Annotated in this window: 22 protein-coding genes and 1 tRNA gene; 14 read left to right on the top strand and 9 right to left on the bottom strand. The window is 69.9% G+C overall.

The window, feature by feature from the left end:
* Window positions 1-96: 96 nt before the first annotated feature.
* Both DJ75_RS09340 and DJ75_RS09345 read left to right on the top strand, forming a co-directional pair.
* The gene (locus DJ75_RS09340) at window positions 97-420 is read left to right on the top strand and encodes a BolA family protein (protein WP_094524217.1); all 324 of its coding nucleotides are present in this window, start codon (window positions 97-99) and stop codon (window positions 418-420) included.
* A 139-nt stretch (window positions 421-559) separates the two neighbouring features.
* Window positions 560-1969, top strand: a complete 1410-nt coding sequence (locus DJ75_RS09345) for an aspartate ammonia-lyase (protein ID WP_094524218.1) — start codon at window positions 560-562, stop codon at window positions 1967-1969.
* A gap of 21 nt (window positions 1970-1990) precedes the next feature.
* Here DJ75_RS09345 and DJ75_RS09350 read toward each other — a convergent pair whose 3' ends face one another.
* Window positions 1991-2374, bottom strand: a complete 384-nt coding sequence (locus DJ75_RS09350; protein ID WP_094524219.1) for an ACT domain-containing protein — start codon at window positions 2372-2374, stop codon at window positions 1991-1993.
* Window positions 2375-2486: 112 nt separating this feature from the next.
* Here DJ75_RS09350 and sucC point away from each other — a divergent pair, with 112 nt between their 5' ends.
* The 5 genes from sucC (at window position 2487) to deoC (ending at window position 8439) form a co-directional block, all read left to right on the top strand.
* Window positions 2487-3632 carry an ADP-forming succinate--CoA ligase subunit beta gene (sucC, locus tag DJ75_RS09355; protein ID WP_094524220.1) on the top strand — a complete coding sequence of 382 codons (1146 nt, stop codon included), beginning with the start codon at window positions 2487-2489 and terminating at the stop codon, window positions 3630-3632.
* The gene (sucD, locus tag DJ75_RS09360) at window positions 3629-4498 is read left to right on the top strand and encodes a succinate--CoA ligase subunit alpha (protein WP_094524221.1); all 870 of its coding nucleotides are present in this window, start codon (window positions 3629-3631) and stop codon (window positions 4496-4498) included. The genes sucC and sucD overlap by 4 nt, the downstream gene beginning before the upstream one ends.
* Before the next feature lie 101 nt (window positions 4499-4599).
* Window positions 4600-7182, top strand: a complete 2583-nt coding sequence (locus DJ75_RS09365) for a GAF domain-containing protein (protein WP_094524222.1) — start codon at window positions 4600-4602, stop codon at window positions 7180-7182.
* A 154-nt stretch (window positions 7183-7336) separates the two neighbouring features.
* The gene (locus DJ75_RS09370; RefSeq protein ID WP_094524223.1) at window positions 7337-7654 is read left to right on the top strand and encodes an ArsR family transcriptional regulator; all 318 of its coding nucleotides are present in this window, start codon (window positions 7337-7339) and stop codon (window positions 7652-7654) included.
* A gap of 113 nt (window positions 7655-7767) precedes the next feature.
* Complete coding sequence (gene deoC / locus DJ75_RS09375; protein WP_094524224.1) at window positions 7768-8439, top strand: deoxyribose-phosphate aldolase; 672 nt, start codon at window positions 7768-7770, stop codon at window positions 8437-8439.
* 124 nt (window positions 8440-8563) lie between these two features.
* On the opposite strand, the gene DJ75_RS09380 is transcribed toward deoC, so the two are convergent.
* Complete coding sequence (locus tag DJ75_RS09380) at window positions 8564-9787, bottom strand: CBS domain-containing protein (protein WP_094524225.1); 1224 nt, start codon at window positions 9785-9787, stop codon at window positions 8564-8566.
* A 220-nt stretch (window positions 9788-10007) separates the two neighbouring features.
* Here DJ75_RS09380 and DJ75_RS09385 point away from each other — a divergent pair, with 220 nt between their 5' ends.
* The 3 genes from DJ75_RS09385 to DJ75_RS09395 all read left to right on the top strand — a co-directional run bounded on the left by DJ75_RS09385 (window position 10008) and on the right by DJ75_RS09395 (window position 12045).
* Window positions 10008-10415 carry a DUF2267 domain-containing protein gene (locus tag DJ75_RS09385; protein ID WP_094524226.1) on the top strand — a complete coding sequence of 136 codons (408 nt, stop codon included), beginning with the start codon at window positions 10008-10010 and terminating at the stop codon, window positions 10413-10415.
* A 76-nt stretch (window positions 10416-10491) separates the two neighbouring features.
* Window positions 10492-10575, top strand: a tRNA-Ser gene (locus DJ75_RS09390).
* Between the two features lie 162 nt (window positions 10576-10737).
* A complete protein-coding gene (locus DJ75_RS09395; RefSeq protein ID WP_094524227.1) occupies window positions 10738-12045 on the top strand; it encodes a tRNA (N(6)-L-threonylcarbamoyladenosine(37)-C(2))-methylthiotransferase in 1308 nt (435 codons plus the stop codon).
* Here the strand turns inward: DJ75_RS09395 and DJ75_RS09400 are convergent.
* The 3 genes from DJ75_RS09400 to DJ75_RS09410 all read right to left on the bottom strand — a co-directional run bounded on the left by DJ75_RS09400 (window position 12036) and on the right by DJ75_RS09410 (window position 15288).
* On the bottom strand, window positions 12036-12605 hold the full coding sequence (locus DJ75_RS09400; RefSeq protein WP_094524241.1) for a trimeric intracellular cation channel family protein: 570 nt from the start codon (window positions 12603-12605) through the stop codon (window positions 12036-12038). The two genes, DJ75_RS09395 and DJ75_RS09400, sit on opposite strands and share 10 nt — an antisense overlap.
* Before the next feature lie 166 nt (window positions 12606-12771).
* On the bottom strand, window positions 12772-13065 hold the full coding sequence (locus DJ75_RS09405) for a hypothetical protein (protein ID WP_141212000.1): 294 nt from the start codon (window positions 13063-13065) through the stop codon (window positions 12772-12774).
* Between the two features lie 153 nt (window positions 13066-13218).
* Complete coding sequence (locus DJ75_RS09410; RefSeq protein WP_094524229.1) at window positions 13219-15288, bottom strand: long-chain fatty acid--CoA ligase; 2070 nt, start codon at window positions 15286-15288, stop codon at window positions 13219-13221.
* Window positions 15289-15393: 105 nt separating this feature from the next.
* Here DJ75_RS09410 and DJ75_RS09415 point away from each other — a divergent pair, with 105 nt between their 5' ends.
* Together DJ75_RS09415 and DJ75_RS09420 are read left to right on the top strand one after the other, a co-directional pair.
* A complete protein-coding gene (locus DJ75_RS09415) occupies window positions 15394-17307 on the top strand; it encodes a helicase C-terminal domain-containing protein (RefSeq protein ID WP_094524230.1) in 1914 nt (637 codons plus the stop codon).
* A gap of 317 nt (window positions 17308-17624) precedes the next feature.
* Window positions 17625-17816, top strand: a complete 192-nt coding sequence (locus DJ75_RS09420) for a UPF0175 family protein (RefSeq protein ID WP_094524231.1) — start codon at window positions 17625-17627, stop codon at window positions 17814-17816.
* A gap of 146 nt (window positions 17817-17962) precedes the next feature.
* Here DJ75_RS09420 and DJ75_RS09425 read toward each other — a convergent pair whose 3' ends face one another.
* Window positions 17963-19069 (bottom strand): 60S ribosomal export protein NMD3, encoded by a 1107-nt coding sequence (locus DJ75_RS09425; RefSeq protein ID WP_094524232.1) that lies wholly within the window; start codon window positions 19067-19069, stop codon window positions 17963-17965.
* A gap of 147 nt (window positions 19070-19216) precedes the next feature.
* Here DJ75_RS09425 and DJ75_RS09430 point away from each other — a divergent pair, with 147 nt between their 5' ends.
* Window positions 19217-19570 carry a DNA-binding protein gene (locus DJ75_RS09430; protein ID WP_094524233.1) on the top strand — a complete coding sequence of 118 codons (354 nt, stop codon included), beginning with the start codon at window positions 19217-19219 and terminating at the stop codon, window positions 19568-19570.
* The gene (locus tag DJ75_RS09435) at window positions 19571-20164 is read left to right on the top strand and encodes an asparagine synthase-related protein (RefSeq protein ID WP_094524234.1); all 594 of its coding nucleotides are present in this window, start codon (window positions 19571-19573) and stop codon (window positions 20162-20164) included. It begins immediately after the preceding gene.
* A gap of 47 nt (window positions 20165-20211) precedes the next feature.
* On the opposite strand, the gene DJ75_RS09440 is transcribed toward DJ75_RS09435, so the two are convergent.
* The 3 genes from DJ75_RS09440 to DJ75_RS09450 all read right to left on the bottom strand — a co-directional run bounded on the left by DJ75_RS09440 (window position 20212) and on the right by DJ75_RS09450 (window position 23159).
* Complete coding sequence (locus tag DJ75_RS09440; protein ID WP_094524235.1) at window positions 20212-21186, bottom strand: carbohydrate kinase family protein; 975 nt, start codon at window positions 21184-21186, stop codon at window positions 20212-20214.
* 51 nt (window positions 21187-21237) lie between these two features.
* A complete protein-coding gene (locus tag DJ75_RS09445) occupies window positions 21238-22539 on the bottom strand; it encodes a DHH family phosphoesterase (protein ID WP_094524236.1) in 1302 nt (433 codons plus the stop codon).
* A 155-nt stretch (window positions 22540-22694) separates the two neighbouring features.
* Window positions 22695-23159, bottom strand: coding sequence for a universal stress protein (locus DJ75_RS09450; RefSeq protein WP_094524237.1), 465 nt, complete (start codon window positions 23157-23159; stop codon window positions 22695-22697).
* Window positions 23160-23308: the final 149 nt, after the last annotated feature.

Consider the following 23308-nt stretch of genomic DNA (forward strand, 5'->3'; position numbering starts at 1 on the left):
CGCGGCTCCCCGCGCGAGCCCTCCCGTCGCCTGCCCCCGGCGGCTTCCCCGGCGCGTATGCGGTCGATTTTTGACGAGGCGGCCCCGAACCGGGGTATGACCATCGAACCGGCCGAGATCGAGGAGCTCATCCAGGCGGGGATCCCGGACGCCGTCGCCCGCGTGACGAACCCCCGGATCCACGACGACGAGGACGAGGACGCGCACTTCGCGGCCGTCGTCGTCTCCCCCGCCTTCGAGGGCGAGTCGCTCGTCGACCAGCACCAGCGCGTGTACGACGCCGTCGGCGACCACATGACCCGGTCGGTCCACGCGCTGGAGATCAAGACGTACACGCCCGCCGACTACGCCGAGCACGGGAGCGGCAGCCTCGCGCCGGAGCTCCGCGACGCGGGGCTGTTCCCGGTCGACGAGGCGTAGACCCCGGCCGCGACGCGTAGACACCGACCCCGGTCCCGACCCCGGCCGCGACGCGCACCGCGCCGGTTCGGCTCCCCGCGTCCGCGTTCGACTGAGCGCTTTCAGTAGCTTTTACCCGGTCTCGCGGGAAGCGTCGCGCATGGGTGACGACTACCGCACGGAGGAGGACAGCCTCGGCGAGATGCAGGTGCCGGCCGACGCCTACTGGGGCGCGCAGACCCAGCGCGCGGTCGAGAACTTCCCGATATCCGGGATCCCGATGAGCCGGCGGTTCATCCGCGCGCTCGGCGTCGTGAAGAAGGCGGCCGCGCAGGCGAACCGCGACCTCGACCTGATCGACGAGGACACCGCGGAGGCGATCGTCGCCGCCGCCGACGAGGTGATCGCCGGCGAGCACGACGACCAGTTCCCGGTCGACGTGTTCCAGACCGGCTCGGGGACCTCCTCGAACATGAACGCCAACGAGGTGATCGCCAACCGCGCCGCCGAGATCGCCGGCGCGGAGATCGGCGACCGCGTCGTCCACCCGAACGACCACGTCAACTACGGGCAGTCGTCCAACGACGTGATCCCCACGGCGATGCACGTCGCGTCCCTGGAGGCCGTCGAGAAGGACCTCGTGCCCGCCCTGGAGACGCTCCACGCCGAGCTGGAGGCGAAGGAGACCGCGTTCGACGGCGTCGTCAAGACCGGCCGCACGCACCTCCAGGACGCGACGCCGATCCGCCTCGGCCAGGAGTTCGGCGGCTACCGGACCCAAGTCGCGAAGGGGATCGAGCGGGCCGAGACCGTCCAGTCGAACCTGCGCGAGCTCGCCCTCGGCGGTACCGCGGTCGGCACCGGGCTCAACACCCATCCCGACTTCCCGGAGCTCGCCGCGGAGTACATCTCCGACGAGACGAACACGACGTTCCGCGAGGCCGACAACCACTTCGAGGCGCAGGCGGCCCACGACGCGATGGCGGAGGCACACGGCTCGCTCCGGACCATCGCCGGGAGCATGAACAAGATGGCGAACGACCTGCGGCTGCTCGCCTCCGGCCCGCGCAACGGGCTCGGCGAGGTCGAGCAGCCGGAGAACCAGCCCGGCTCCTCGATCATGCCCGGGAAGATCAATCCCGTCGTCGCCGAGTCGGTCAATCAGGTCCACAAGCAGGTCGTCGGCAACGACGCCGCGATCTCGGCCGGCGCCGCCCGCGGCGAGATCGACCTGAACCTTTATAAGCCGGTCATCGCGCACAACTTCCTCGAATCGGCCGAGCTGCTCTCGAACGCCGCCGAGACGTTCGGCGAGCGTTTCGTCGCGAAGCTGGAGGCCAACGAGGAGCACTGCGAGACCCGCGTCGAGCAGTCGATGGCTCTGGCGACCGCACTGAACCCCGCGATCGGCTACGACAAGGCGTCGAAGGTCGCGAAGACGGCTTTAAAAGAGGGGAAAAGCGTCCGCGAGGCCGCGGTCGAGGCCGGCTACCTCACCGAGGCGGAGGCGGACGAGGTGCTCGACCCCGAGGCGATGACCCACCGCGTCATCCTCGGCGACGAGGACTGAGACCCGGGATCGTCGGGGGCGTCAGTCGACGACCTCACAGCCCAGTTCTTCGAGCCGCCGGACCGCGGCGGGGCGGTCGGTCTCTTTGATCAACACGTGGTCCGTCGCGTACGACGAGAGGACGAACACCGAGACTTCGACCTCGGCGAGCGCCGTGGCCACCGCCGCCAGGAACCCGACGAGCTCGAACGGGAGTTCCATCTCGAAGGTGAGGCGCTTCCATCCGGGCTCGACCGCGTCGGCGTCGACCGCGTCGACCTCGTCCTCCTCGACGACCACCGTCGTCTCGCCCGCCTCTCTGATCGTCGCGAACGCGGCGGAATGATCGCGGTCGGTCCGGCAAACCGCGTACGTCTCGTCCGACACGCTGACCGTTCCGCCGTCGAGGAACTCGGTCGGGTCCATGCCGACCGCAGTCGTTCGGCGGATAAAAATGCCCGTCGCCGTCTCCCACCGTCCCCGCCGCTCGCGCGGAATCGGCACCATTTAAGCCGCTCTCGGTCCCCCTTCGAGACGGATGAAACTACACGAATATCAGGCGAAGACTATCTTCGCGGACGCCGGGATCCCGGTCCCGGATTCCCGGCTCGCGACGACCGTCGACGAGGCGCTCGACGCCGTCGACGAGATCGGCTACCCGGCCGCGATCAAGGCGCAGGTCCACGTGGGCGGCCGCGGCAAGGCCGGCGGCATCAAGATCGCGACCGACCGCGACGAGGCCGAGGCGTACGCCGAGGAGATCCTCGGGATGGACCTGAAGGGGTACACCGTCGACTCGGTGCTCGTCGAGGCCGGCGTCGACTTCGTGGACGAGCTGTACGTCGGCGTCACGATGGACCGCGGCGAGGGGAAGCCCGTCCTGATGGTGTCGACCGAGGGCGGCGTGAACATCGAGGAAGTCGCTGAGGAGAACCCCGACGCGATCGCGCGCGAGCACGTCGACCCCGCGTTCGGGCTCCACCCGTACCAGGCCCGCAAGGTCGTGTACGAGGCGGGCGTCGACGCCGACGTCGCGCTCGACGTGGCGTCGATCCTCTCGACGCTGTACGACCTCTACGAGGGGAACGACGCCTCCGAGATCGAGGTCAACCCCGTCATGATCACGGGCGACCGCGAGGTCGTCGCGGCCGACGCCGTGATGAACATCGACGAGGACGCGCTGTTCCGCCAGCCGGAGCTGGCCGAGATGGCCGAGGCGTCCTACGAGGACGACCTCGAACGGAAGGCCGGCGAGTACGGCTTCGACTACGTCCGCCTCTCGGGCAACGTCGGCATCATCGGCAACGGCGCCGGGCTCGTGATGACGACGCTCGACCTGGTCGACTACTACGGCGGCAAGCCCGCCAACTTCCTCGACATCGGTGGCGGCGCGAAGGCCGAGCGCGTCACGAAGGCGCTCGACATGGTGTTCTCCGACCCCAACGTCGACAGCGTCGTGTTCAACATCTTCGGCGGGATCACCCGGGGCGACGAGGTCGCGAAGGGGATCAACGAGGCGCTCGCGGAGTTCGACGAGATCCCGAAGCCGGTCGTCGTCCGGCTCGCCGGGACCAACGCCGAGGAGGGGATGGAGATCCTGAACACCGACCTGATCGAGGTCGAGGAGACGCTGGAGGAAGCGGTCCAGCGCGCGGTGAAGAACGCGGAGGAGGTGACCCAATGAGCATTTTCGTCGACGACGACACCAGAGTGGTAGTCCAGGGGATCACCGGCGGGGAGGGGAAGTTCCACGCCGGCCAGATGATCGAGTACGGCACGAACGTCGTCGCCGGCGCGGTGCCCGGCAAGGGCGGCCAGGAGGTCGCCGGCGTCCCCGTCTACGACACCGTGGACGAGGCCGTCGAGGCGGAGGACGCCGACGCGTCCGTCGTCTTCGTCCCGCCGGCGTTCGCGGGCGACGCCATCTTCGAGGCGCTCGACACGGACCTCGACCTCGCGGTCGCGATCACCGAGGGGATCCCGACCCAGGACATGGCGAAGGTGAACAAGCGGCTGGGCGAGACCGACACGCGCCTGCTCGGCCCGAACTGCCCCGGGATCATCACGCCGGGCGAGGCGAAACTCGGCATCCTGCCCGGAAACATCTTCGCCGAGGGCAACGTCGGGCTCGTCTCCCGCTCCGGCACCCTGACGTACCAGGTGGTCGATAACCTCACCGAGCGCGGGATCGGTCAGACGACCGCGATCGGCATCGGCGGGGACCCGATCATCGGCACCTCCTTCATCGACGCCCTGGAGGCGTTCGAGGCCGACACCGAGACCGACGCGGTCGTGATGTGCGGCGAGATCGGCGGGGAGGACGAGGAGCAGGCCGCGCGGTTCATCGGCGAACACATGGACACGCCGGTCGCCGGCTTCATCGCCGGACGGACGGCGCCGCCGGGCAAGCGGATGGGCCACGCGGGCGCCATCGTCTCCGGCTCCGGGACCGGCACCGCGCAGTCGAAGATCGACGCGCTCAACAACGCGGGCGTCCCCGTCGGCGACACCCCCGAAGAGGTCGCCGACCACGTCGAGGACTTCCTGTAAGCGACGACGGGGTGGGCCCCCGACTCGATTTCAGCCGTTCCGGTTCTCAGTCCTGACCATCGGAGCGAAAGCTAAACTTACCGGTAGTGTGACGGCCACCTATGGATACCGCTCCCGGGAACGACGGCGACGATCCCACCGCCGACGCCTTCCGCGGAGGGGAGCCCGCCGGCGGCGGGCCGCGACGGGTGCTCATCGTCGACGACGAGCCCGGCGCCGCGGACCTCGCGGCGACCCACGTCGAGCGACTGGTCGACGGGATCGAGACGGTGACGTACACCGCCCCGGACGACGCGCTCGCGGCGGTCGAGTCGGAGCGTATCGACTGCGTCGTCAGCGACTTCGACATGCCCGGCAGCGACGGGCTCGAACTGCTCACCGCGGTCCGCGAGGTCGATCCCGGGATCCCGTTCGTGCTGTTCACGGGGAAGGGGTCCGAAGAGATCGCCAGCGAGGCGATCTCCGCCGGGGTGACGGACTACCTCCAGAAGGGCGGCGGCCAGGACCGGTACGAGATGCTCGCGAACAGCGTCGCGAACGCGCTGGAACGGCGACAGGTCGAGCGGAACCTCCGGGAGGTGAACGCGAAGGTGACCGCGCTCCACCGGTTCGCGACGGAGGTCGCCGCCTGCGAGCGCGTCGACGAGGTGTTCGAACGGACCGTCGACGCCGCGGAGGGCATACTGGAATTCGACCGGTGCGTCACGGCCCGCCGCCGCGGCGACACCCTCGTCCCCGCGGCGCTCTCGGAGAGCGTCACCGACGAGGAGGTCCGCTCGTTCGAGGTCGGCGAGGGGGTCGTCGGGACCACCGCCGCCGAGGAGCGGACGATGGTCGTCGACAACGTCAGCGTCGACCCCGCCGACCCGGACCAGTTGGAGGACCCCGAGAACTGCGACCCGCCGAGCGCCGGGGAAGCCGCCGACTGCGGGCGAGCCGACGATCACGGCCGGGCCGACGGCGCCGCGGTCGCCGACCCGGTCGCCGACGACATCCGCTCGGCGATCAGCGTCCCGATCGGTCCGTACGGCGTGTTGCAGGCCGTCTCTGACGGATACGCCGCGTTCGACGAGGGCGACGTCGAGTTCGCGGAGCTGCTGGCCGCCCACACCGCCGACGCGATCGAGCAGATCGAGACGGAGAACGCGCTGCGGGCCGAACGCGACCGACTGACGGCGCTGTTCGACGATCTCCCGCTGCCGGGAGTCAGAACGGTCGCGCTCGGCGGCGGCGAACGCCGTCTCGACGCCACGAACGAGGCGTTCGAGCGGACGTTCGGCTACTCGGCGGCCGACCACGGCTACCGCGAGATACGCGACGCCATCATCCCGGAGGGCGCCGCCCGGTTCGACCCCGAGACGGTCCTCGATCGGGACGGGACGCCGCGGCTCGAAGTGCGCCGCCGGACGACCGACGGGCTCAGGGACTTCATCCTGCACGTGATTCCCGTGCGTCAGCACGACGAGACGGTCATCTACAGCGTCTACGCCGACATCGGCGAGCAGAAACGGGTCGAGCGGACCCTGCGGAACCTCCACGAGACGACCCGCGAGATGTTCCGCGGCGAGGACCGCGAGGAGATCGCGGCCCTCGCGGCGCGCGCGGCCATCGACATCCTGGAGTTCCCGAGCAGCGGGGTCCGCCTGTACGACCCCGAGAGCGGGACGCTGCTCCCCACGGCGATCAGCGAGGAGGCGACGGCGGCGCTCGGGGACCGCCCGGCGTTCGGCCCAGGCGACGGTCGCGTCTGGGAGGCGTTCGAGACGGGAGAACCGATCGTCGTCGGCGATCTCGACGCGGTCGACACCGCCGTCACCTACGGCGAGCACCGGAGCCTGCTCGTCGTCCCGCTCGGCGACCACGGCGTGATGCCGCTCGGCTCCCGCGAGCCGGACTTCTTCGACGACACGGCGATCCAGCTGGCGCGGGTGCTCGCGGCCAACGTCACCGTCGCGCTCGACGGGGCCGAGCGCACGGCGCAGCTGCGGAACCGCGACGCCGCGCTCCAGCGCGAGATCGACCGACTGGAGAAGTTCGCCGGGCTCGTCTCGCACGACCTCCGGAACCCGCTCAACGTCGCGGCCGGGCGGCTCGATCTCGCGCGGGGGCTCGTCGACGACGACGGCGCCCTCCACGAGCTCGACCGGATCAACGACGCTCACGAGCGGATGGAGGAGCTCATCGACGACCTCCTCACGCTGGCGCGACAGGGCCGGACGGTCGACGAGTCGGAGCCGGTCTCGCTCGCCGAGGCGGCGGCGGAGGCGTGGCGCACCGTGGACACCCCCGCTGCGACGCTGGACGCGCCCGACGATGGGGTCGCGGTGGAGGCCGACCCGGAGCGCCTCCGGACGCTCTTAGAGAACCTGTTTACGAACAGCGTGGTGCACGGCACCGGTGGCAGTCGGGCGGAGCCCGACGACGGCGTCGAGCACGGCTCGACCGAGGCTGACCCCGGCGTCACCGTCACATTCGGCGGGCTCTCGGACGGGTTCTACGTCGCCGACGACGGCGCGGGATTCGACGTCGACCCCGACGAGGCGATCGAGTACGGCGTCTCGAGCGACCCGCACGGGACCGGCTTCGGACTCGCGATCGTCCGCGAGATCGCGGCCGCGCACGGGTGGACGGTCTCTATCGACGACGACGACGGGGCGCGGTTCGAGTTCCGTACGCGCGAGTAGAGGTGGACGAATCGAAGAGCGCCCCGCCGGCGACCGGACACGCTCTCGTTCCGTCGCGCCCGCGCGCTCATGATATATAAATCAATGGGGAGCTGTGCGGCGGTGATACACACCCGAGCCACGGTTATGCACGGCTCGCCCGTATACGCTTTATATGGACGACAGTGCCCGCGAGCTGCTCGCGCCGCTCCCCCCGAGCGCCAAACTGGTCTACTACGTTCTCGACGAGGAGGGCCGGTTCGACCAGACCGGGCTCGCCGAGGAGACCCGCCTTTCGACCCGAACCGTCCGGTTCGCGGTCGAGAAGCTCACCGAGGTCGGACTCGTCGAGGAAGGCCTGTGTCCCCGCGACGCTCGTCGGTCGGTGTACGCGCCCGTCCCCGAGTCGGAGCGCTCGGGAGAGGCCGAGCCGGAGGCCGTCTCCGAGCCGGACGCCGAGACGCCCACGGCGACCGCGGTCGCCGAGGACTGAGACCGAGCGGCCGCACTCCCGCGTGCGTTCGTCGCTCCGCCGGAGAAACGGCGGCGGGTCGGGACGCGTCGAGCGGCCGACACACTTAGGCCCTCGGACGCGAGGGTGCAAACATGTCACTGGAGGACACACTGCGAGACGATCCGGGGCGGGTCGCGTCGATAATCGACCACACGAACGTCGACCCGACCGCGAGCGAGGCGGCGGTCCGGACCCTCTGTAACGAGGTCCTCGAATACGGATTCCGCTCGGCGGTCGTCGTTCCGTACCACGCGCCGCTCGCGAGCGAACTGCTCGGCGGGGAAGCCGACGTCGTCGCGGTGATCGGGTTCCCCTACGGGATACAGAACTCGGCGGCCAAACGGAGCGAGGTCGAAGCGCTCCGCGACCACGTCGACGAGTTCGACATGGTGATGAACAGGACCGCGTTCGCGAACGGCGATCACGACCTCGTCGTCGACGACGTCGAAGCGGTGAAGGACGCGGTCGGGGAGAAGACGCTGAAATGTATCATCGAGTCGCCGGCCTTGACGCCGCCCGAGATACGGCGGGCCGCCGAGCTCGTCGAGGCCGGCGGCGCCGACTTCGTCAAGACCGCCGTCGGATACGACGGGCCGACGGATCCAGCGGAGATCGCGGCGATCCGAGAGGCGGTCGCCCCGGAGACCGAAATAAAAGCGTCGGGCGGAATATCGACCTTCGACGAAGCCCTCGAAATGGTGGCCGCAGGTGCGACCCGGATCGGCGCCTCCTCGGGCGTGGCGATCTACGAGACGACGCAGTAGCGTCCGTCCGAATCGGCAGCGCGTCGGGGTCGGTTCGACCGTTCGCCGACGGCCCCGGTCGCGATCGCGAAGCCGTCGCACAGCGCGGAGCCGTCTCGGTTCGCGCAGCGCGGGGCCGTCCCGATCACTCCGCGTCTTCGAGTATCCACCCGAAGCGCTTCTCCCAGAACGCCTCGTTCCGCGGCTTCTTGTTCCGCCCGTACGTCTTCTTATCACGTATCTGGCGTTCGAGAACGTCTCGGACCTCGTTAAGCGCGTGGCTCGCACCGTACCCCTCGGCCGAAGCGATGTACAGACCTTGGTCCGTGTGGAGCCGGATCCGGGCGAGCAACAGCGGCGTCCCCCGAAGCTTCTCGTCGTGTTCGTGGAGGTGGACTTTCGCGTCGAGGATGTCCATGCCGTGGTCCCTGTCGTCGAACTTCTCGATCATCTCCACGATCTCGTCGTACTCCACGTCGTCGAGGAGGGCCGAGTTGTACACTTGGACGGCGCGGGTCTCGTCGGCCTCCCACGTCAGCGAGTCGAGGATATCCGTTTTCGTGACGATCCCCGCCAGCTCACCGTCCTGCTCGACGACCAGTGACGATCCGCCGATCTCGAACAGCTCTTCCACGGCGGTTTCAAGCGTCCGGGCGGGCGCGATCGTCCGCACCGGTGAAACCATCACGTCTCGAACCGGCAGATCGATGACTCGCGCCAGTTCGCCCTCCCGGGCGCCGAAACCGCCCCGCCGCGTGCGCCCGTCGCTGACCCCCGTGCCGTCGGCGTCCGCTTGCGTGTCGCCCGCGTCTCCGCCCTGGCTCCGAACCGCACTCCGAACCGTCAGGTCCATGAGATCGTAGAGACTGAGGATCCCGACCGCCGCGTCGTCCTCCACGACCGGGATATGCGTGATCCGGTTTTCGCGAAAGAGGTTGAGCGCTTCGCCGACGCTCGTTCGCGGTCCGACAGTGATGACGTCCGGCGAATACGCGTCGGCGACCGTGGCGGCGTCGAGGAACTGCTTGACGTTCTCCAGCAGGTCGTCCGCGGTAACGACGCCGATCAGATCGTCCCCGTCGAACACGGGGAGCAGCCGTGAGCCCCCGTCGATCATGAGCTGTGCGACCCGCCGGACGTCCTCGTCAGGCGTGACCCGGGGAACGTTCCAAGCCACCGACTCGATCTTCTGGTCCGGCTGATGGTGTGAGCTCGCGAGCTGCCGCCTCGTGACGACTCCCTCGAACGCCCCTCCGTCCACGACGACTCCCGCAACTGACGGGTCGTCGAACGTCCCAACGAGCTTCGAGACCGGTGTGTCGGGAGGAAGGTTCACGTACTCCGTCGAAACGATGTCTGTTATGTCCATGAGTGTGGGTGCGTTTCCGCGTTGGTCGGCCCGGCCTGTTCCGCTGCCGCCGCCTCGTTAACAGTTGTATATTTGCCAATCGTTCACAAGTACCTACTGACTGTTCTCGGCACCCGGAAACACGTACTTCGCTGGCTCGTCGCTGAACGCCCGCGGTTCGGTTTCCAGACGGTGAGAATTATCATCATAGTTGACATGCTTCCGCGGGCTCCATTTACACATGAACTTCGACGAATTCACCGGCGACGTACAGCACCGACTCGAACTGCCCGGGACGGGCGAGACGGTACGGGCCATCCGGGCGACGCTCATGACCCTCGGCGAGCGCCTCCCCGAGGGGAACGCGGCGGACCTCGCCGCGTCGCTTCCGATCGAGATCAAGTGGTACCTGACCGGCGCGGTCCACGAACACGGCCAGCGCTTCGACTGGCAGGAGTTCGTCGAGCGGGTGAGCGAGATCGAGCGAACGGACCCGGCCGACGCGGCTTATCACGCCCGGGTCATCGTGGACGTCGTTCGGTCGCAGGTCCCCGAATCGGACTTCCAACAGCTCCGGGACATGCTTCCCGAAAGCGGCGACTCCGAGGACTGGGGGAGCCTCTTCGAGCTCGTCGACGCCGAGAACTAAGGCGAGCCGGCGGCGGGTCGACCGGTGACGCCCCCGTCCGCGCTCGCGGCCCGTTCTCCGATCGGAGCGGCCAACTGGTGGGATGACGGAGCGGACGAACGTGCCTGCTTGGAACGCAGGTGGCCGGAAGGCCTCGTGGGTTCGAATCCCACTCCCACCGTACGCACGGTGCGCACGCCGCGCCGCGCACCCCCCGTTCGGGCTTCGAATTCCACTCCCGCCGCCTCCCGTTCGGGCTTCGAATTTCACTCCCACAGCCTCCGGCGCGCTCGGCTCCGATCCGTCGCGTTTTTGGCCGCGGGACCGGTAGTGTGCACACTCGATGGCGACGTATCACATCGAAACCTACGGCTGCAGTTCCAACCGGGGTGAGAGCCGGGAGATCGAGCGCGCGCTCCGCGACGGCGGTCACCGCCCGGCCGACGGGCCCGAGGACGCCGACGTCGCCATCCTCAACACCTGTACGGTCGTCGAGAAGACGGAACGGAACATGCTCCGCCGCGCCGAGGAGCTCCAAGAGACGACCGCCGACCTCGTCGTCACCGGCTGCATGGCGCTCGCGCAGGGCAAGACGTTCGAGGAGGCCGGCATCGACGCCGAGATCCTCCACTGGGACGAGGTGCCGACGTACGCGCTCAACGGCGAGTGCCCGACGACCACGCCGGACGCCGATCCGGTCCTGGACGGCGTCGTCGGCCTCCTCCCCATCGCGCGCGGTTGTATGAGCAACTGCTCGTACTGCATCACGAAGTTCGCGACCGGCCGGGTCGACTCCCCGTCGGTCGAGGAGAACGTCGAGAAGGCCCGAGCGCTGGTCCACGCCGGCGCGAAGGAGATTCGCGTCACGGGACAGGACACCGGCGTCTACGGTTGGGATAACGGCGAGCGCAAGCTCCCGGAGCTGCTCGACCGCATCTGCGACATCGACGGCGAGTTCCGCGTCCGGCTCGGGATGGCGAACCCCGGCGGCATCCACGGGATCCACGAGGAGCTCGCGGAGGTGTTCGCCGAGAACGAGGAGCTGTACGACTTCATCCACGCGCCGGTCCAGTCCGGCTCCGACGAGGTGCTCGAAGAGATGCGCCGGCAGCACCGGGTCGACAAGTTCCGCGAGGTCGTCGAGACGTTCGACGACCGGCTCGACCACTGGACGCTCTCGACCGACTTCATCGTCGGCTTCCCCACGGAGACGGAGGCCGACCACGAGCTGTCGATGGACCTCCTCGCCGAGGTCCGCCCCGAGAAGATCAACGTCACCCGCTTCTCGAAGCGCCCCGGCACGGACGCCGCCGAGATGAAGGGGCTCGGCGGGACCCTCAAGAAGGAGCGCTCGAAGGCGATGTCGGCGCTGAAGATGGACGTCGTCGGCGAGGCGTACGAGTCGATGGTGGGCGAAGCGTTCGAGGTGCTCGTCGTCGAGGAGGGGACCGGCGACTCGGTGAAGTGCCGCGACTCCGCGTACCGCCAGATCATCGTGCAGAGCGCGACCGAGCGCGGCGTCGAAGTCGGGGACTTCCTGACGGTCGAGGTGACCGGCCACAACACCGTCTACGCGTTCGGCGAGCCGACCGACGAGGGTCACCGCATCGACGGTTCCAGGTCGCCGGCTGTGGGAAGCTCTCAGCCGTAGGCGACGGCCGCGAGCCGCGTGATGACGGTGACGGCCGCACAGAGCGCCGCGGCGGTGCTTCCGACGAACCCGACGGTTCCGGCGACGACGTAAGCCAGCCCGCCCAACACGGCACAGTTGGCGTAGAAGTCCTCGAAGAGGATGAACGGCGCGCGGTCGAGCAGCAGGTCGGCGAACGCGCCGCCGCCGACCGCGTTTATCTTTGCGACCGCGACGACGCCGAACGCGGAGACGCCCGCGTCGGTGGCGACGATCGCCCCCGTCGTGGCGAACGCGGCGAGCCCGATCGCGTCCGAAACGAGCGTGATCGGGTGGGTGTCCGGCGCGGCGAGCACGATCCGCACCCCGATCGCCAGAGCGACGCCGAACAGTCCGAGCGCGATCTCGACCGGCGACTGGAGCGCCAGCGGCGTTCGCAACACGAGGAGGTCCCGCGTCGCCCCGCCGGCGAACGCCATCGCCAGCCCGGCGATGGTGATCCCGAACAGGTCGAACTCCTCGCGGATCGCCTTCGTCGACCCGACGAGCGCGAACGCGACGAGCCCAATCGTGTTCATCATCGCGAAGGGGTCGCTGAACAGCGCTACGAGGAGTCCCCGCCTCACTGGCGGGTGCCCCGCGAGTCGAACGCTTGAATCTGCCGTCGACGGATCCGACGGCCGGGGGGACGCGCCGGCGTCGGCGTCGTCTCCGCTCGCGCCGTCGGATCCCGCCCTCGCGGGGGCGTCAGCTCTCGACCACGTTCACGTCGATCCGCGTCGGCACCAGGTCGGCGTCGAGCGACCGGGCGACGTACCACAGGACGGCCCCGATCGCGGGGAGGACGAAGACGGTCGTCGTGAACGCCGCGGAGACGAGATCGCCCTGGGCGTAGTGCATCCGACCGACCCGCGACCAGAACAGCGACCAACCGGCGAGGACGAGGCCCGCAAACAGCGTGGTCGCCACCCCGACGACGCGGGTCGTCACTGTCGACACGGTGCGCCGGATCGAATCGACGGCTTTTCGAATCGCAGGCATCATCTGCGCGGTAGCGGTTTGAGCCTTTTGAAAGTGTGATAAATTTAGGTATGTTTACTAAGAATAAACTATAGAATTGATGCGAAAAACTTGCTCGCTGACGGGACGAACGGCTCGGAACCGCGGGCGTTCACGCCCGAGGCGGTCGGATACCTACGCGTCGGCGTAGATCAGCTCGACCTCGTCGGCGAAGCGGTCCAAGATGTTGCGCCGCTTCTTCTTCATCGTCGGCGTGAGCAGGTCGTTCTCCTCGCAGAACTCCTCCTCGACGAGCCGGAACTGCTTGATCCGCTCGTACGGTTCGAACTCCTCGTTCACGCGGTCGACCTCCGCTTGGATCCGCTCGCGGACCCGGTCGTCCCGGCAGACCGCACTGCGCGCGTGGGGCAGATCGATCCCGCGCGTGTCCGCCCACGACTCCACTTTCTCGAAGTTCGGGACGATGAGCGCCGAGACGAACTTCCGCCCGTCGCCGAGCACGACGCACTGCTCGACGAACTCGTTCGCGGCGAACCGGTCCTCGATCGGACCCGGCGCGACGTTCTTTCCGGTCGAGAGCACGAGCAGCTGCTTCGCGCGTTCGCGGAAGGCGACGTACCCGTCCGGCCGGAGCTGGACGATGTCTCCGGTGCGGAACCACGGCTCGTCCGGGTCGCCGTCGCGCTCCTCGGGAGGCGTCCCGGCCACGACGACGTCCTCGGGGAGCCGGTCCGGTTCGGTGAACGCCTCAACGGTCGCGTCCGGGCGGTTCCAGTAGCCGTCGGTCACCTGCGGGCCGCGAACGAGCAGTTCGCCCACGTCGCCCGCCAGACCGGCGACCTCTTCGCCGACGACCGTGCCGTCGATCGCGATCTCGGTGTCGACGACCGGCGGACCGATGGTGCCGACCTTCGGCTCCTCCGGCGGGTTCACGCTGATCACCGGCGACGTCTCCGTGAGCCCGTACCCCTCCAGGATCGGGAGGTCCATCGCGTGGTACAGCGCGCACAGCTCGGCCGACAGCGACCCGCCGCCGGAGATGAAGAAGTCGATGTTACCGCCGATCGCCTCTCGGACCGACGAGAAGACGAGCCGGTCGGCGACCGCGCGCTTCGCGTCGAGCAGGGCGCCGGGATTGTCGGCCTCGTGGTGGGACCGACCCACGTCGACCGCCCACTCGAAGATCCGCTCTTTCACCGGCGACTCACCGGCCTGATCGCGGATCGCGTCGTACAGCTTCTCGTAGACGCGCGGGACGCTCGTGGTCGTCGTCGGCCGCACGAGCCCGAAGTCGTCGCGGAGCGTGTCCGGGCTCTCGGCGTACGCGACCGTCGCGCCCGCCGCGAACATCATGTAGTGGCCCGCCATGCGCTCGAAGACGTGCGCGAGCGGGAGGAAGGACAGCGTCGTCGACTCGGCCGATATCCCCGGCGCGTCGGGGTCGCGGTCCGGTCGGTCCGCGAAGCGGCGGTAACACTGCGAGACGTTGTCCCGGAAGTTCGCGTGGGTGAGCCGGACCCCTTTCGGCTTCCCCGTCGTCCCGGAGGTGTAGATGAGGCTGGCGAGGTCGCCGACGCCGGTCGCGTCGAGCCACCCCTCATAGGCGTCGGGGTCGAACGCGTCGGCGCCCAGCGCGTGGAGCTCGCCGAGGGTGTACACGTCGTCGGCGGAGAGGGCGGGACCGTCGCCGTCGCCCCCGGTGTCGCCGCCGAAGTCGAGCTCGGCCGCGTCCACGTCATCGAACGAGACGATCGCGTCGAGGTCCCGCGAGAGGTCGTCGGCGACGGCGAGCACCTCGTCCAAGAGGTCGCGGTTCTCGACGACGGCGACCGTCGCGCCGGGGTCCTCCAGCAGGTACCGCACTTGGTCCGGCGAGGAGGAGGCGTAGACGGTCGTCACCACTCCGCCCGCGGCCAGCGCGGCGAAGTCCGTCTGCGCCCACTCCATCCGCGTCTCCGCGTAGAGGGCGACGCGGGTGTCGTCGTCGACCCCGAGTTCGCGGAACCCCGCGGCGAGGCGCCGAACGACGTCGCGCATCTCGGCGTAGGTGACGCCGGCGTACTCGCCGTCGGGCGCGGGCGGGAGGACGCCCTCCGTCACCAGCGACCGGTCGTATATCCCGCCCTTGTACCGCTGGGCGGTCCGGTCGGCGTTGCGCTCGGCGGACCGCTCGAAGGTTCGCGGGAGCGTCTCCCGAGCCACGACGTCGTCCGCGAACTCCCGTTCCGCCTCCTGCCAGTGCATACCCCCTTCGACCCGCCCGAACGATATAAACGATCGGGTAGTTTTGAGTTCACTCGACCGGTCGGAACGCGAGGGTTTAATCTCGGGAGGGAGCGAGGGACCCCTGTGGACCCCGACCGGATCCCCGCCGAGTTCCCCGCCCCGAGCTTCCGCGGCGCGCAGGAGCGGGCCCTCTCCGACATCCGCGACGCGTTCGCCGCCGGCAACGAGGTCGTCCTCGTGCGCGCGCCGACGGGCAGCGGGAAGTCGCTGCTCGCGCGGGCGGTGATGGGCGCGGCGGCGACGGTGGACGAGACGGCGCCGAGCGAGGCGACGGGCGCCTACTACACCACCCCGCAGGTGTCGCAGATCGACGACGTCGAGGCGGACGACTTACTCGACGACCTAGCGGTGATCCGCGGGAAATCGAACTACGACTGCATCCTCCCCGGCGAGCACGACACGCCTGTCAACCGCGCTCCCTGCGTCCGGCAGCAGGGGTTCGACTGCTCCGTGAAACACCGGTGCCCGTACTTCTCGGACCGCGCGATCGCTTCGGGTAACCGGTACGCCGCGATGACGTTAGCGTACTTCATGCGCACCGCGGGCTCCGAGGTGTTCCGCAAGCGCGACGTCGTCGTGATCGACGAGGCGCACGGGCTCGCCGAGTGGGCTGAGATGTACGCGACGATCGAGCTCTCGCCCGAGCGCGTCCCCGTCTGGGACGACGTGCGCGTCCCGGACGTGGAGGCCGACGCCGGCCCCGAGGAGGACGCGCTCGACCGCACCGCCCGCTTCGTCGCCTCCCTTCGCGACGTCGCGAAGCGCGCGAAAGACGAGCTGACGGGCCGGGCCGAACTCGACCGCGAGGAGGTCGCGCGCCGCGACCGCCTCCAGGAGCTGAGTAGCGAGCTGGGTTGGTTCCTCGAGGACTACCGCGACCTCGACTCGCCGACGACGTGGGTCGTCGACCAGTCCGGCGGGGAGGGCTCGCCGCTCGCGATCAAGCCGCTGGACCCCGCCCGCTACCTCCGGCACACCGTGTGGGACCGCGGGAACCGGTTCGCGCTCCTCTCCGCCACCATCCTCTCGAAGGAGGCGTTCTGCCGCGGTATCGGCCTCGACCCGTCGAACGTCGCGCTCGTCGACGTCGAACACACCTTCCCGCTGGAGCACCGCCCGCTGTACGACGTGACGCGCGGGTCGATGACCTACGAGCACCGCGACGAGACGGTCCCGGAGATCGCCCGCCTGATCGTCCGGCTCATGGCCGAACACCCGAACGAGAAGGGGCTGATCCACGCGCACTCGTACGACATCGCCGGGCGGATCACCGAGCTGCTGGGCGAGTTCGGCGTCGCCGCGCGGGTCCGACGCCACGGCCGCGAGAATCGGGACGCGGAGCTCTCGGCGTGGAAGGCGAGCGACGACCCCGAGGTGTTCGTCTCGGTGAAGATGGAGGAGGCGCTGGACCTGAAAGGCGACCTCTGCCGCTGGCAGGTGGTGTGTAAGGCGCCGTACCGCAACACGAACGACTCCCGCGTCGCCCGCCGGCTCGCGGACGACCAGTGGGCGTGGTACCACCGGACCGCGCTGCGGACCGTGATCCAGGCGTGCGGTCGCGTCGTCCGCGCGCCCGACGACTACGGCGCGACGTACCTCGCGGACGACTCCCTGCTGGACCTCTTCGAGCGCGCGCAGGCCGACACCCCGCCGTGGTTCGGAGACCAGATCGACGCGATGACGACGCCCGACCTCTCCGACTTCGATCCCGCGGCCGCGCTCGCCGGGATCGACGCCGACCCCTCCGGACCGTCCCGTGCGAGGCGGAACCGGACGGTCGGTTCCGGCGGCGCGTCGGACCGCGGCGGCTCCGGCGCGGGCGGCTCAGGGAACGCCGCGGACGACGCGGCCGACGCCGACGGGTCGGGCGGCGAGACCGGGAGCGCCGGCGACGCGGGCGCGACGCGAACCCGCTCTGAGACCGACGCCGAGCGGCGAAGCGACCACCCGCTCTCCGACGTCTGGGGCGACGGCTGAGGCGGGAGCCGACGCTGCGACGAACCGCGGTCCGGGGCCGTACCGCGGTGTCGTCGGACCGCGCGACCGCCGCTTACAGCAGCGAGACGCCCCAGGCGGCCATGGAGCTCACCATGAGGAACGCGAAAAACAGCGCGAAGATCTGTTGTCTGTTCATACCTCCCCTGTGCCGCAGAGCGGCATAATTCCTGCGGGCCGCCCTCGGTAGTGATTATACGCCGCCGGACTGATCGAACGTCAATATATATCGTATAAGGTGTATCATGGCCCTCAATCAATTAGTAACCTTCATAAACCTACACGGGTCTACAGTAGGTATGGCAACGAAGGGCCTCTCGAGTGCGCTGACGCTGTACGGTGCGCGAACGTTGACACTCTCTCAGGCGGCCGCACAGGCGGGCCTCAGCGAGGCCGAGTTCGTCGAACAGCTCGAGCGCCGCGGCATCGACGTGACCGAGTCCGAGCGCGCAGCCGCTCTCGGAAACGAGTCGACCGCCCGCGCCGACTGAAGAATTCGACCGTTCGCGCCGACTGAACGCGCCAGCGCCCCTCCTTCTCGGCGGCGGAGTCTGTCTGCCGCCGTCTCCCCGTTCACCTCTCACACGCAGTGTCGCGCTCTTCGACGCCCGGTGTCAGTACTCGCCGCGGCGACGCCCTACTCCTCCGGGACGAGGTGCACGTCGCCCTCGTGTTCGAACGCCAGCACGCTGTCGGCGTCGTCGTCGACGAACTCGGGGTTCGGGACCGTCTTCGCCTCGTAGGTGACCGGGTCGAGCACCTGGATCGCGTTCTCGTCTTCCACCGTCACCACCGTCGTCTCCGCGGCGTCGCCGCGCGTTCCGAGGCGGGCCGCGTCCGGCGCCTCCGCGTCCTCGAACTCCGAGACGTACTGCTCGCCGGTCGCGAGCCGGACGCCCTGTAGCCGGCCGGAGACGCCCGTGACGAGCACGGGGCCGTCGCCGTCCTCCGGATCGATGACCTCGCCCTCGGCGTACCGGGGGAGCCGGACCGCGAACGTCACCCGGTACACCTCGTTGCCGTCGCCGTCCTCCGTGACGAGCGTCGGGTACGACTCGAAGCTCCCGCCGAGCGCGTCGGTGATCCGAGTCGCGACGTTCTGCGCGAGGCGGTTCGAGGAGAGCTTGACGTCCGGTCCGTCGTCGGTCTCTTTCACCTCCGTGATGAACGCCTCGCGGTCGCCGTCGGCCTCCTGGGCCGCGACGTACGACTCGGCGATGTCGAGCGCCTCGGCGCGCTCCGCCGGCGTCAGGTCGCGCTCGTCCGCGCGCACCTGCACGGTGCCGGCGTAGTAGCCGCCGGCGATCCGGCCGCAGCGGTCGCAGGTGCCCCGCGAGATCTTGACCGGAACGGTGAGCTCCGCGGAGCGGAGCGTTCCGCGGACGACGCCCGAGAAGCGGCAGTGCATCCGGACGTTGTTCTCGTCGACCTGCTCGGGCTCGACGCCCCACTCGACGTCGGTCGCGTCGACGTGGACCCCGAGCGCCTCCGCGACCTCGTCGACGGCGACGTCGGTGTAGTCGCGCGCGCCGACGTCGCGCCACGACTCGCCGCGTCGGACCGCGCCGCAGCCGGAACAGACCAACACCTCGATCCGGTCGGGCGCGTCGACGAGATCGAAGTCCTCGAAGTAGCAGTCGTCACACAGCAGCGCGTCCCGCCCGCGCGGCTCGCCGGGGAGCGGCTCGCGCCGCTCCGGGACCGGATCGCCGCACCGCGGACAGAACTCCCGCGACTCGCTCATTGCAAGCCGCTACGCCGAGGAGGCGTTTAAGCGACGCGGACCGCCGGTGTCCCCCCGACCGCCGCGGCCGTACGGGTCGTCCGGCGCCCGGCGATCGCCACCGCGGCCTCCGAAATCGTTTTTCGCGCGGACCGTGAAGGCCCTCGTATGAGCGAGAACCCCGACGACGAACGACTGGAGGAACTGCGAGAGAAGAAGATGGAGGAGCTCCGCGAGCGCCAGCAGGGCGGCGGCGGCGACGCCGAGGCCCAGCGCGAGGCCCAGGAGCGCGCCGACGCCCAGCAGGAGGCCGTCCTCAAGCAGTACCTGACCGACGGCGCGCGCCAGCGGCTCAACGCGGTCGAGATGTCGAAACCGGAGTTCGGCGAGAAGGTGAAACAGCAGGTCGCGGCGCTCGCCCAGAGCGGCCGGATTCAGGGACGTATCGACGAGGACCAGATGCGCGACCTCCTGAAGGAACTCCAGCCCGACCAGCAGAGCTTCGACATCCGGCGGCGATAGATGGAGCTCGCGCTCCTGTACAGCGGGGGGAAAGACTCCTCGCTCGCCGCCCATCTGCTCGACCGGTTCTACGATGTCCGCTGCGTCACCGGGAGCTTCGGGCTCACCGACGACTGGGAGCACGCCGAGCGGGCGGCCGCGGAGCTCGGGTTCCCCTTCGAACGCGTCGAGCTGGACCGCGCGGTCGCCGAGGAGGCGGCCGCGACGATGCTCGACGACGGCTACCCCCGCAACGGGATCCAGCGCGTCCACGAGCACGCCTTGGAGGCGATCGCGAGCCGCGACGTCGACGCGATCGCCGACGGTACCCGGCGGGACGACCGGGTGCCGACGGTCTCTCGCGCGCAGGCGCAGAGCCTGGAGGACCGCCACGGCGTCGACTACATCTCCCCGCTGTCCGGGTTCGGTCGCCACGCGGTCGACCGGCTCGTCGAGGAGACGTTCGACGTCCAGCAGGGACCGAGCGAGGAGGTGCCGAAGGCCGACTACGAGGACGAGCTCCGGACCCTCATCGCCGAGGACCACGGCGAGGCGACCGTCGACGAGGTGTTTCCGGACCACGACCAGACGTACGGCCACGGTCGGACCGATTAGCTCGGCGGCGAGTCGTCGCCGCCCGTCTGCCGACGCCGATCGAGCCCCTACCGCCGCTCGTCGAGGAACGACTCCACGCCCTCCCTCGAGGGGAGCGCCGTCATCCCGCCCCGTTCCCGGACCGAGAGCGCGGCCGTCGCGTTGGCGAACGCGACCGCGTCGTCGAGGTCGGGCGCGGCGGCCGCGTCGTCCGCGGCGAGCCGAGCGATCAGCCCGGCGGTGAACGCGTCGCCGGCGCCGGTGGCGTCGACGGCCTCGACCGCGAAGCCGCCGTGGCGGGCGGTCCGCTCTCCCCACGGCGCCGCCGCCGAGCTCGCGACGACCGCGCCCGACTCCCCGAGCGTGACGACGGCGGTGTGGGGGCCGAGCTCCAGCAGATCGCGCCCGAGCGCCTCGCCCTCCTTCGACGAGAGCCCCGTCGCCGCCACGTCCTCGTCGCTGGCGAAGACGACGTCGCTGTCGGCGACGATCTCGCGGACTGCGTCGACGACGCTCTCCCGCTCCCCGTCCGGGACGAGGTCCTCGCGGTAGTTGATGTCGAACGATACCGCGCAGTTGCGCTCGGCGGCGGCCGCGGCCAGTTCGCGCATCGCCGCCCTCCCGTCCGGGTGGGTCAGGGCGACGCCGCCGAGGTGGACCCACGAGACGGCGGCCAGCTCGTCCGCCGGCACCGAACCGGGCTCGAAGCCGAACGCGACGTCCCGGGAGCCGTAGAAGCGGAACCGCCTCCCGTCGACGCCGGGCGGCGAGACGACCGCGAGCGTGGTGTTGCCGTCGGCCCGCTCGAACGCCGCCGTCGGCACCCCCTCGTCGACGAGCGTCTCGCGTAGGAGGTCACCGAACGGGTCGCCGCCGAGCCGCGTCCAGAACGCCGGCGCCGCGCCGAGCCGGGAGAGCCCGACCGCGACGTTGGCCGGCGCGCCGCCCGGTCGGTGAGAGAAGCCGTCGACGTCGCGGAGCGTCTCCCCCGGTCCGGGGAGGAAGTCGATCAGCGTTTCGCCGGCCACGAGGATCTCCGCCATGCGAGAGACGGGGCCGCCCGACGACATGAAAGTGGGCGGTTCTCCGACGCCCTACTCCCCGTTCTCCTCGCCCGTCTCCGCCGCCGCGACTTCCTCGGCGACCGCCTCGAACCCGGCGAGGATCACTCGCTTGCAGGCCTGCCCCTCGGTCGTCCAGTGTTGGGCGTAATCGAGCATGTCGTCGTAGATGTCCGGCTTGCAGCCGGCGGCCTGCGGGTGGCCGCCGCCGTTCACCCGCCCGGCGACCTCGTGAGCGTGTCGGAACCCGTCGGAGCCGCGGATCGACGCCGAGCCGGCGGGCTTGACGATCACCGCCGCGTCGGCGCCCGCCTCGCGGAGCGTCTCCGCGACCTCGTTCTGCGAGCAGCGGCCGTACGTCACCGCGACGGTCCACTCGCCGACCTCGTGGGTGACCGCGCGGTCGACGGCGGCGTCGATCCGGGCCTCCTTCTCGACCCGGCGGTCGGCGACGAACGCCTCGACGGTCTCGGGGAGGTCGGCGCCGTACGCGCCCACGACCGTGGCGTACTCCTCGCTGCCGGCCCAGTAGGAGTAGTCGGCGAGGTCGTCCGAGCGCGGGTCCTCCTTGATCCAGAGGTCGTGGTCGCGCGTCACCGTCGCCAGCTCGGCCCACCGGTCGCCGAACGCGTGGTCGAGCGAGCGCAGCGCCACGTCGGCGGTGCACTCCTCGTCGGACTCGCCGATCACGAGGTCGACGCCGAGGTCCCGGACCGCCGCGGCCGTCTCCTCGTCCCACTGGTGGTGGTCGAACCACCGGACTGAGGCGGCCTCCTCCGCGAGCGCCTCCAGCGGCTCCGCGATCCACTCGTAGTCGTCGGGACAGAGGTCACAGACGAACAGGTCGACGTCGTCGTCGGCGTACGCGAGCACGCGTTCGAGCGAGGTGTCGAGCGAGTACGGTCCCGCCGCGACCAGCCCGACCGGCGACCGCGTGTGAGCGTCGTCGGTGGGGTCGTCGCTCTCGTCCTCCTCGTGCGTATCCCCCGCGAGCGCGTCGTCATCGCCGCGGTCCGCCGCTTCCTCGTCCTCGTCGTGGTCCGTCGCTTCCTCGTCCTCGTCGTCGTCGCCCTCCGCGAGCCGAGCCGCGATGGCCGCCTCGAAGTCGGCGACGTCGAGCGCGGCGTCGTACGCCTCGCGGACCATCGCCGCGCAGGCGAGCCCGTCGGCGTCGCCGTCGGCGATCACGACCGCCTCGCTCCCCTCGATCGCCTCCTTCGCTCGGCGCTCGGAGCGCTCCTCGTCCAGCGAGTCCGGGTAGAAGAAGCCCTTGCCGGGCAGCCGCGTGTACCGCGAGCGGGGTATCCCCGCCTCGTCGATGAGCTCGTCGTCCATACCGTCGAGCCGGGCGGGAGCGGGAAAACTCCGCCGTTCTCGGGGTGACCGCGCCCCGCCGTCTCGACCGCGCCCCGCCGTCTCGACCGCGTCCCGCCGTCTCGACCGCGCCACCTCGTCGCCTCACCGCCTCGCCGCCCCGCCGCGATCGGCCCTCAGACCGTCGTCCGGCGCGGGTCCTCGTCGGTGAGCTGGCGGACGGTGAGCACGGGGATCGGACAGGTCCGCACGACGCGTTCCGCGACGGAGCCGATCAGGAACCGGTTCTCTCCGTGGCGGCCGCGGGTGCCCATCGCGACGACGTCGGCGTCGACGTCGCGCGCGTATCCCGATATCTCCGCGGCCGGCCGCCCCTCGCGCACCTCGACCGTCACGTCCAGTTCGGGGTCGCGCTCCGCCGCGGCGGCGGTGACCTGTTCGAGCGCCGACTCGCCGTGGTCGTCGAGCGCGTCGCGGAGGTCGTCGCGGACCTCGTCGGGCGTGGACTCGACCTCGCCGCTGTCGACGACGTAGACGGCGTGGACTTCGGCGTCGAAGCGGGCGGCGACGTCGACGGCGACGTCGACGGCCCGACGCACGCTGTCGGAGCCGTCGGTCGCGACCACGATCGTGTCGAACATACGCCCTCGTTCGCCGAGCCGGTAGTTAAAAACAGGCGGTCGACTCCGGCACCACATCGATCGACACCGTGAGCGCAGCGACGGTACATTTTATAAGCCACTGAACCGATGCGGCGGCGTGCCTCCGAACGGTCGCCATCGGCGACCGC

It is taken from the genome of Halorubrum sp. Eb13 (assembly GCF_002252895.1).
Taxonomy (GTDB): domain Archaea; phylum Halobacteriota; class Halobacteria; order Halobacteriales; family Haloferacaceae; genus Halorubrum.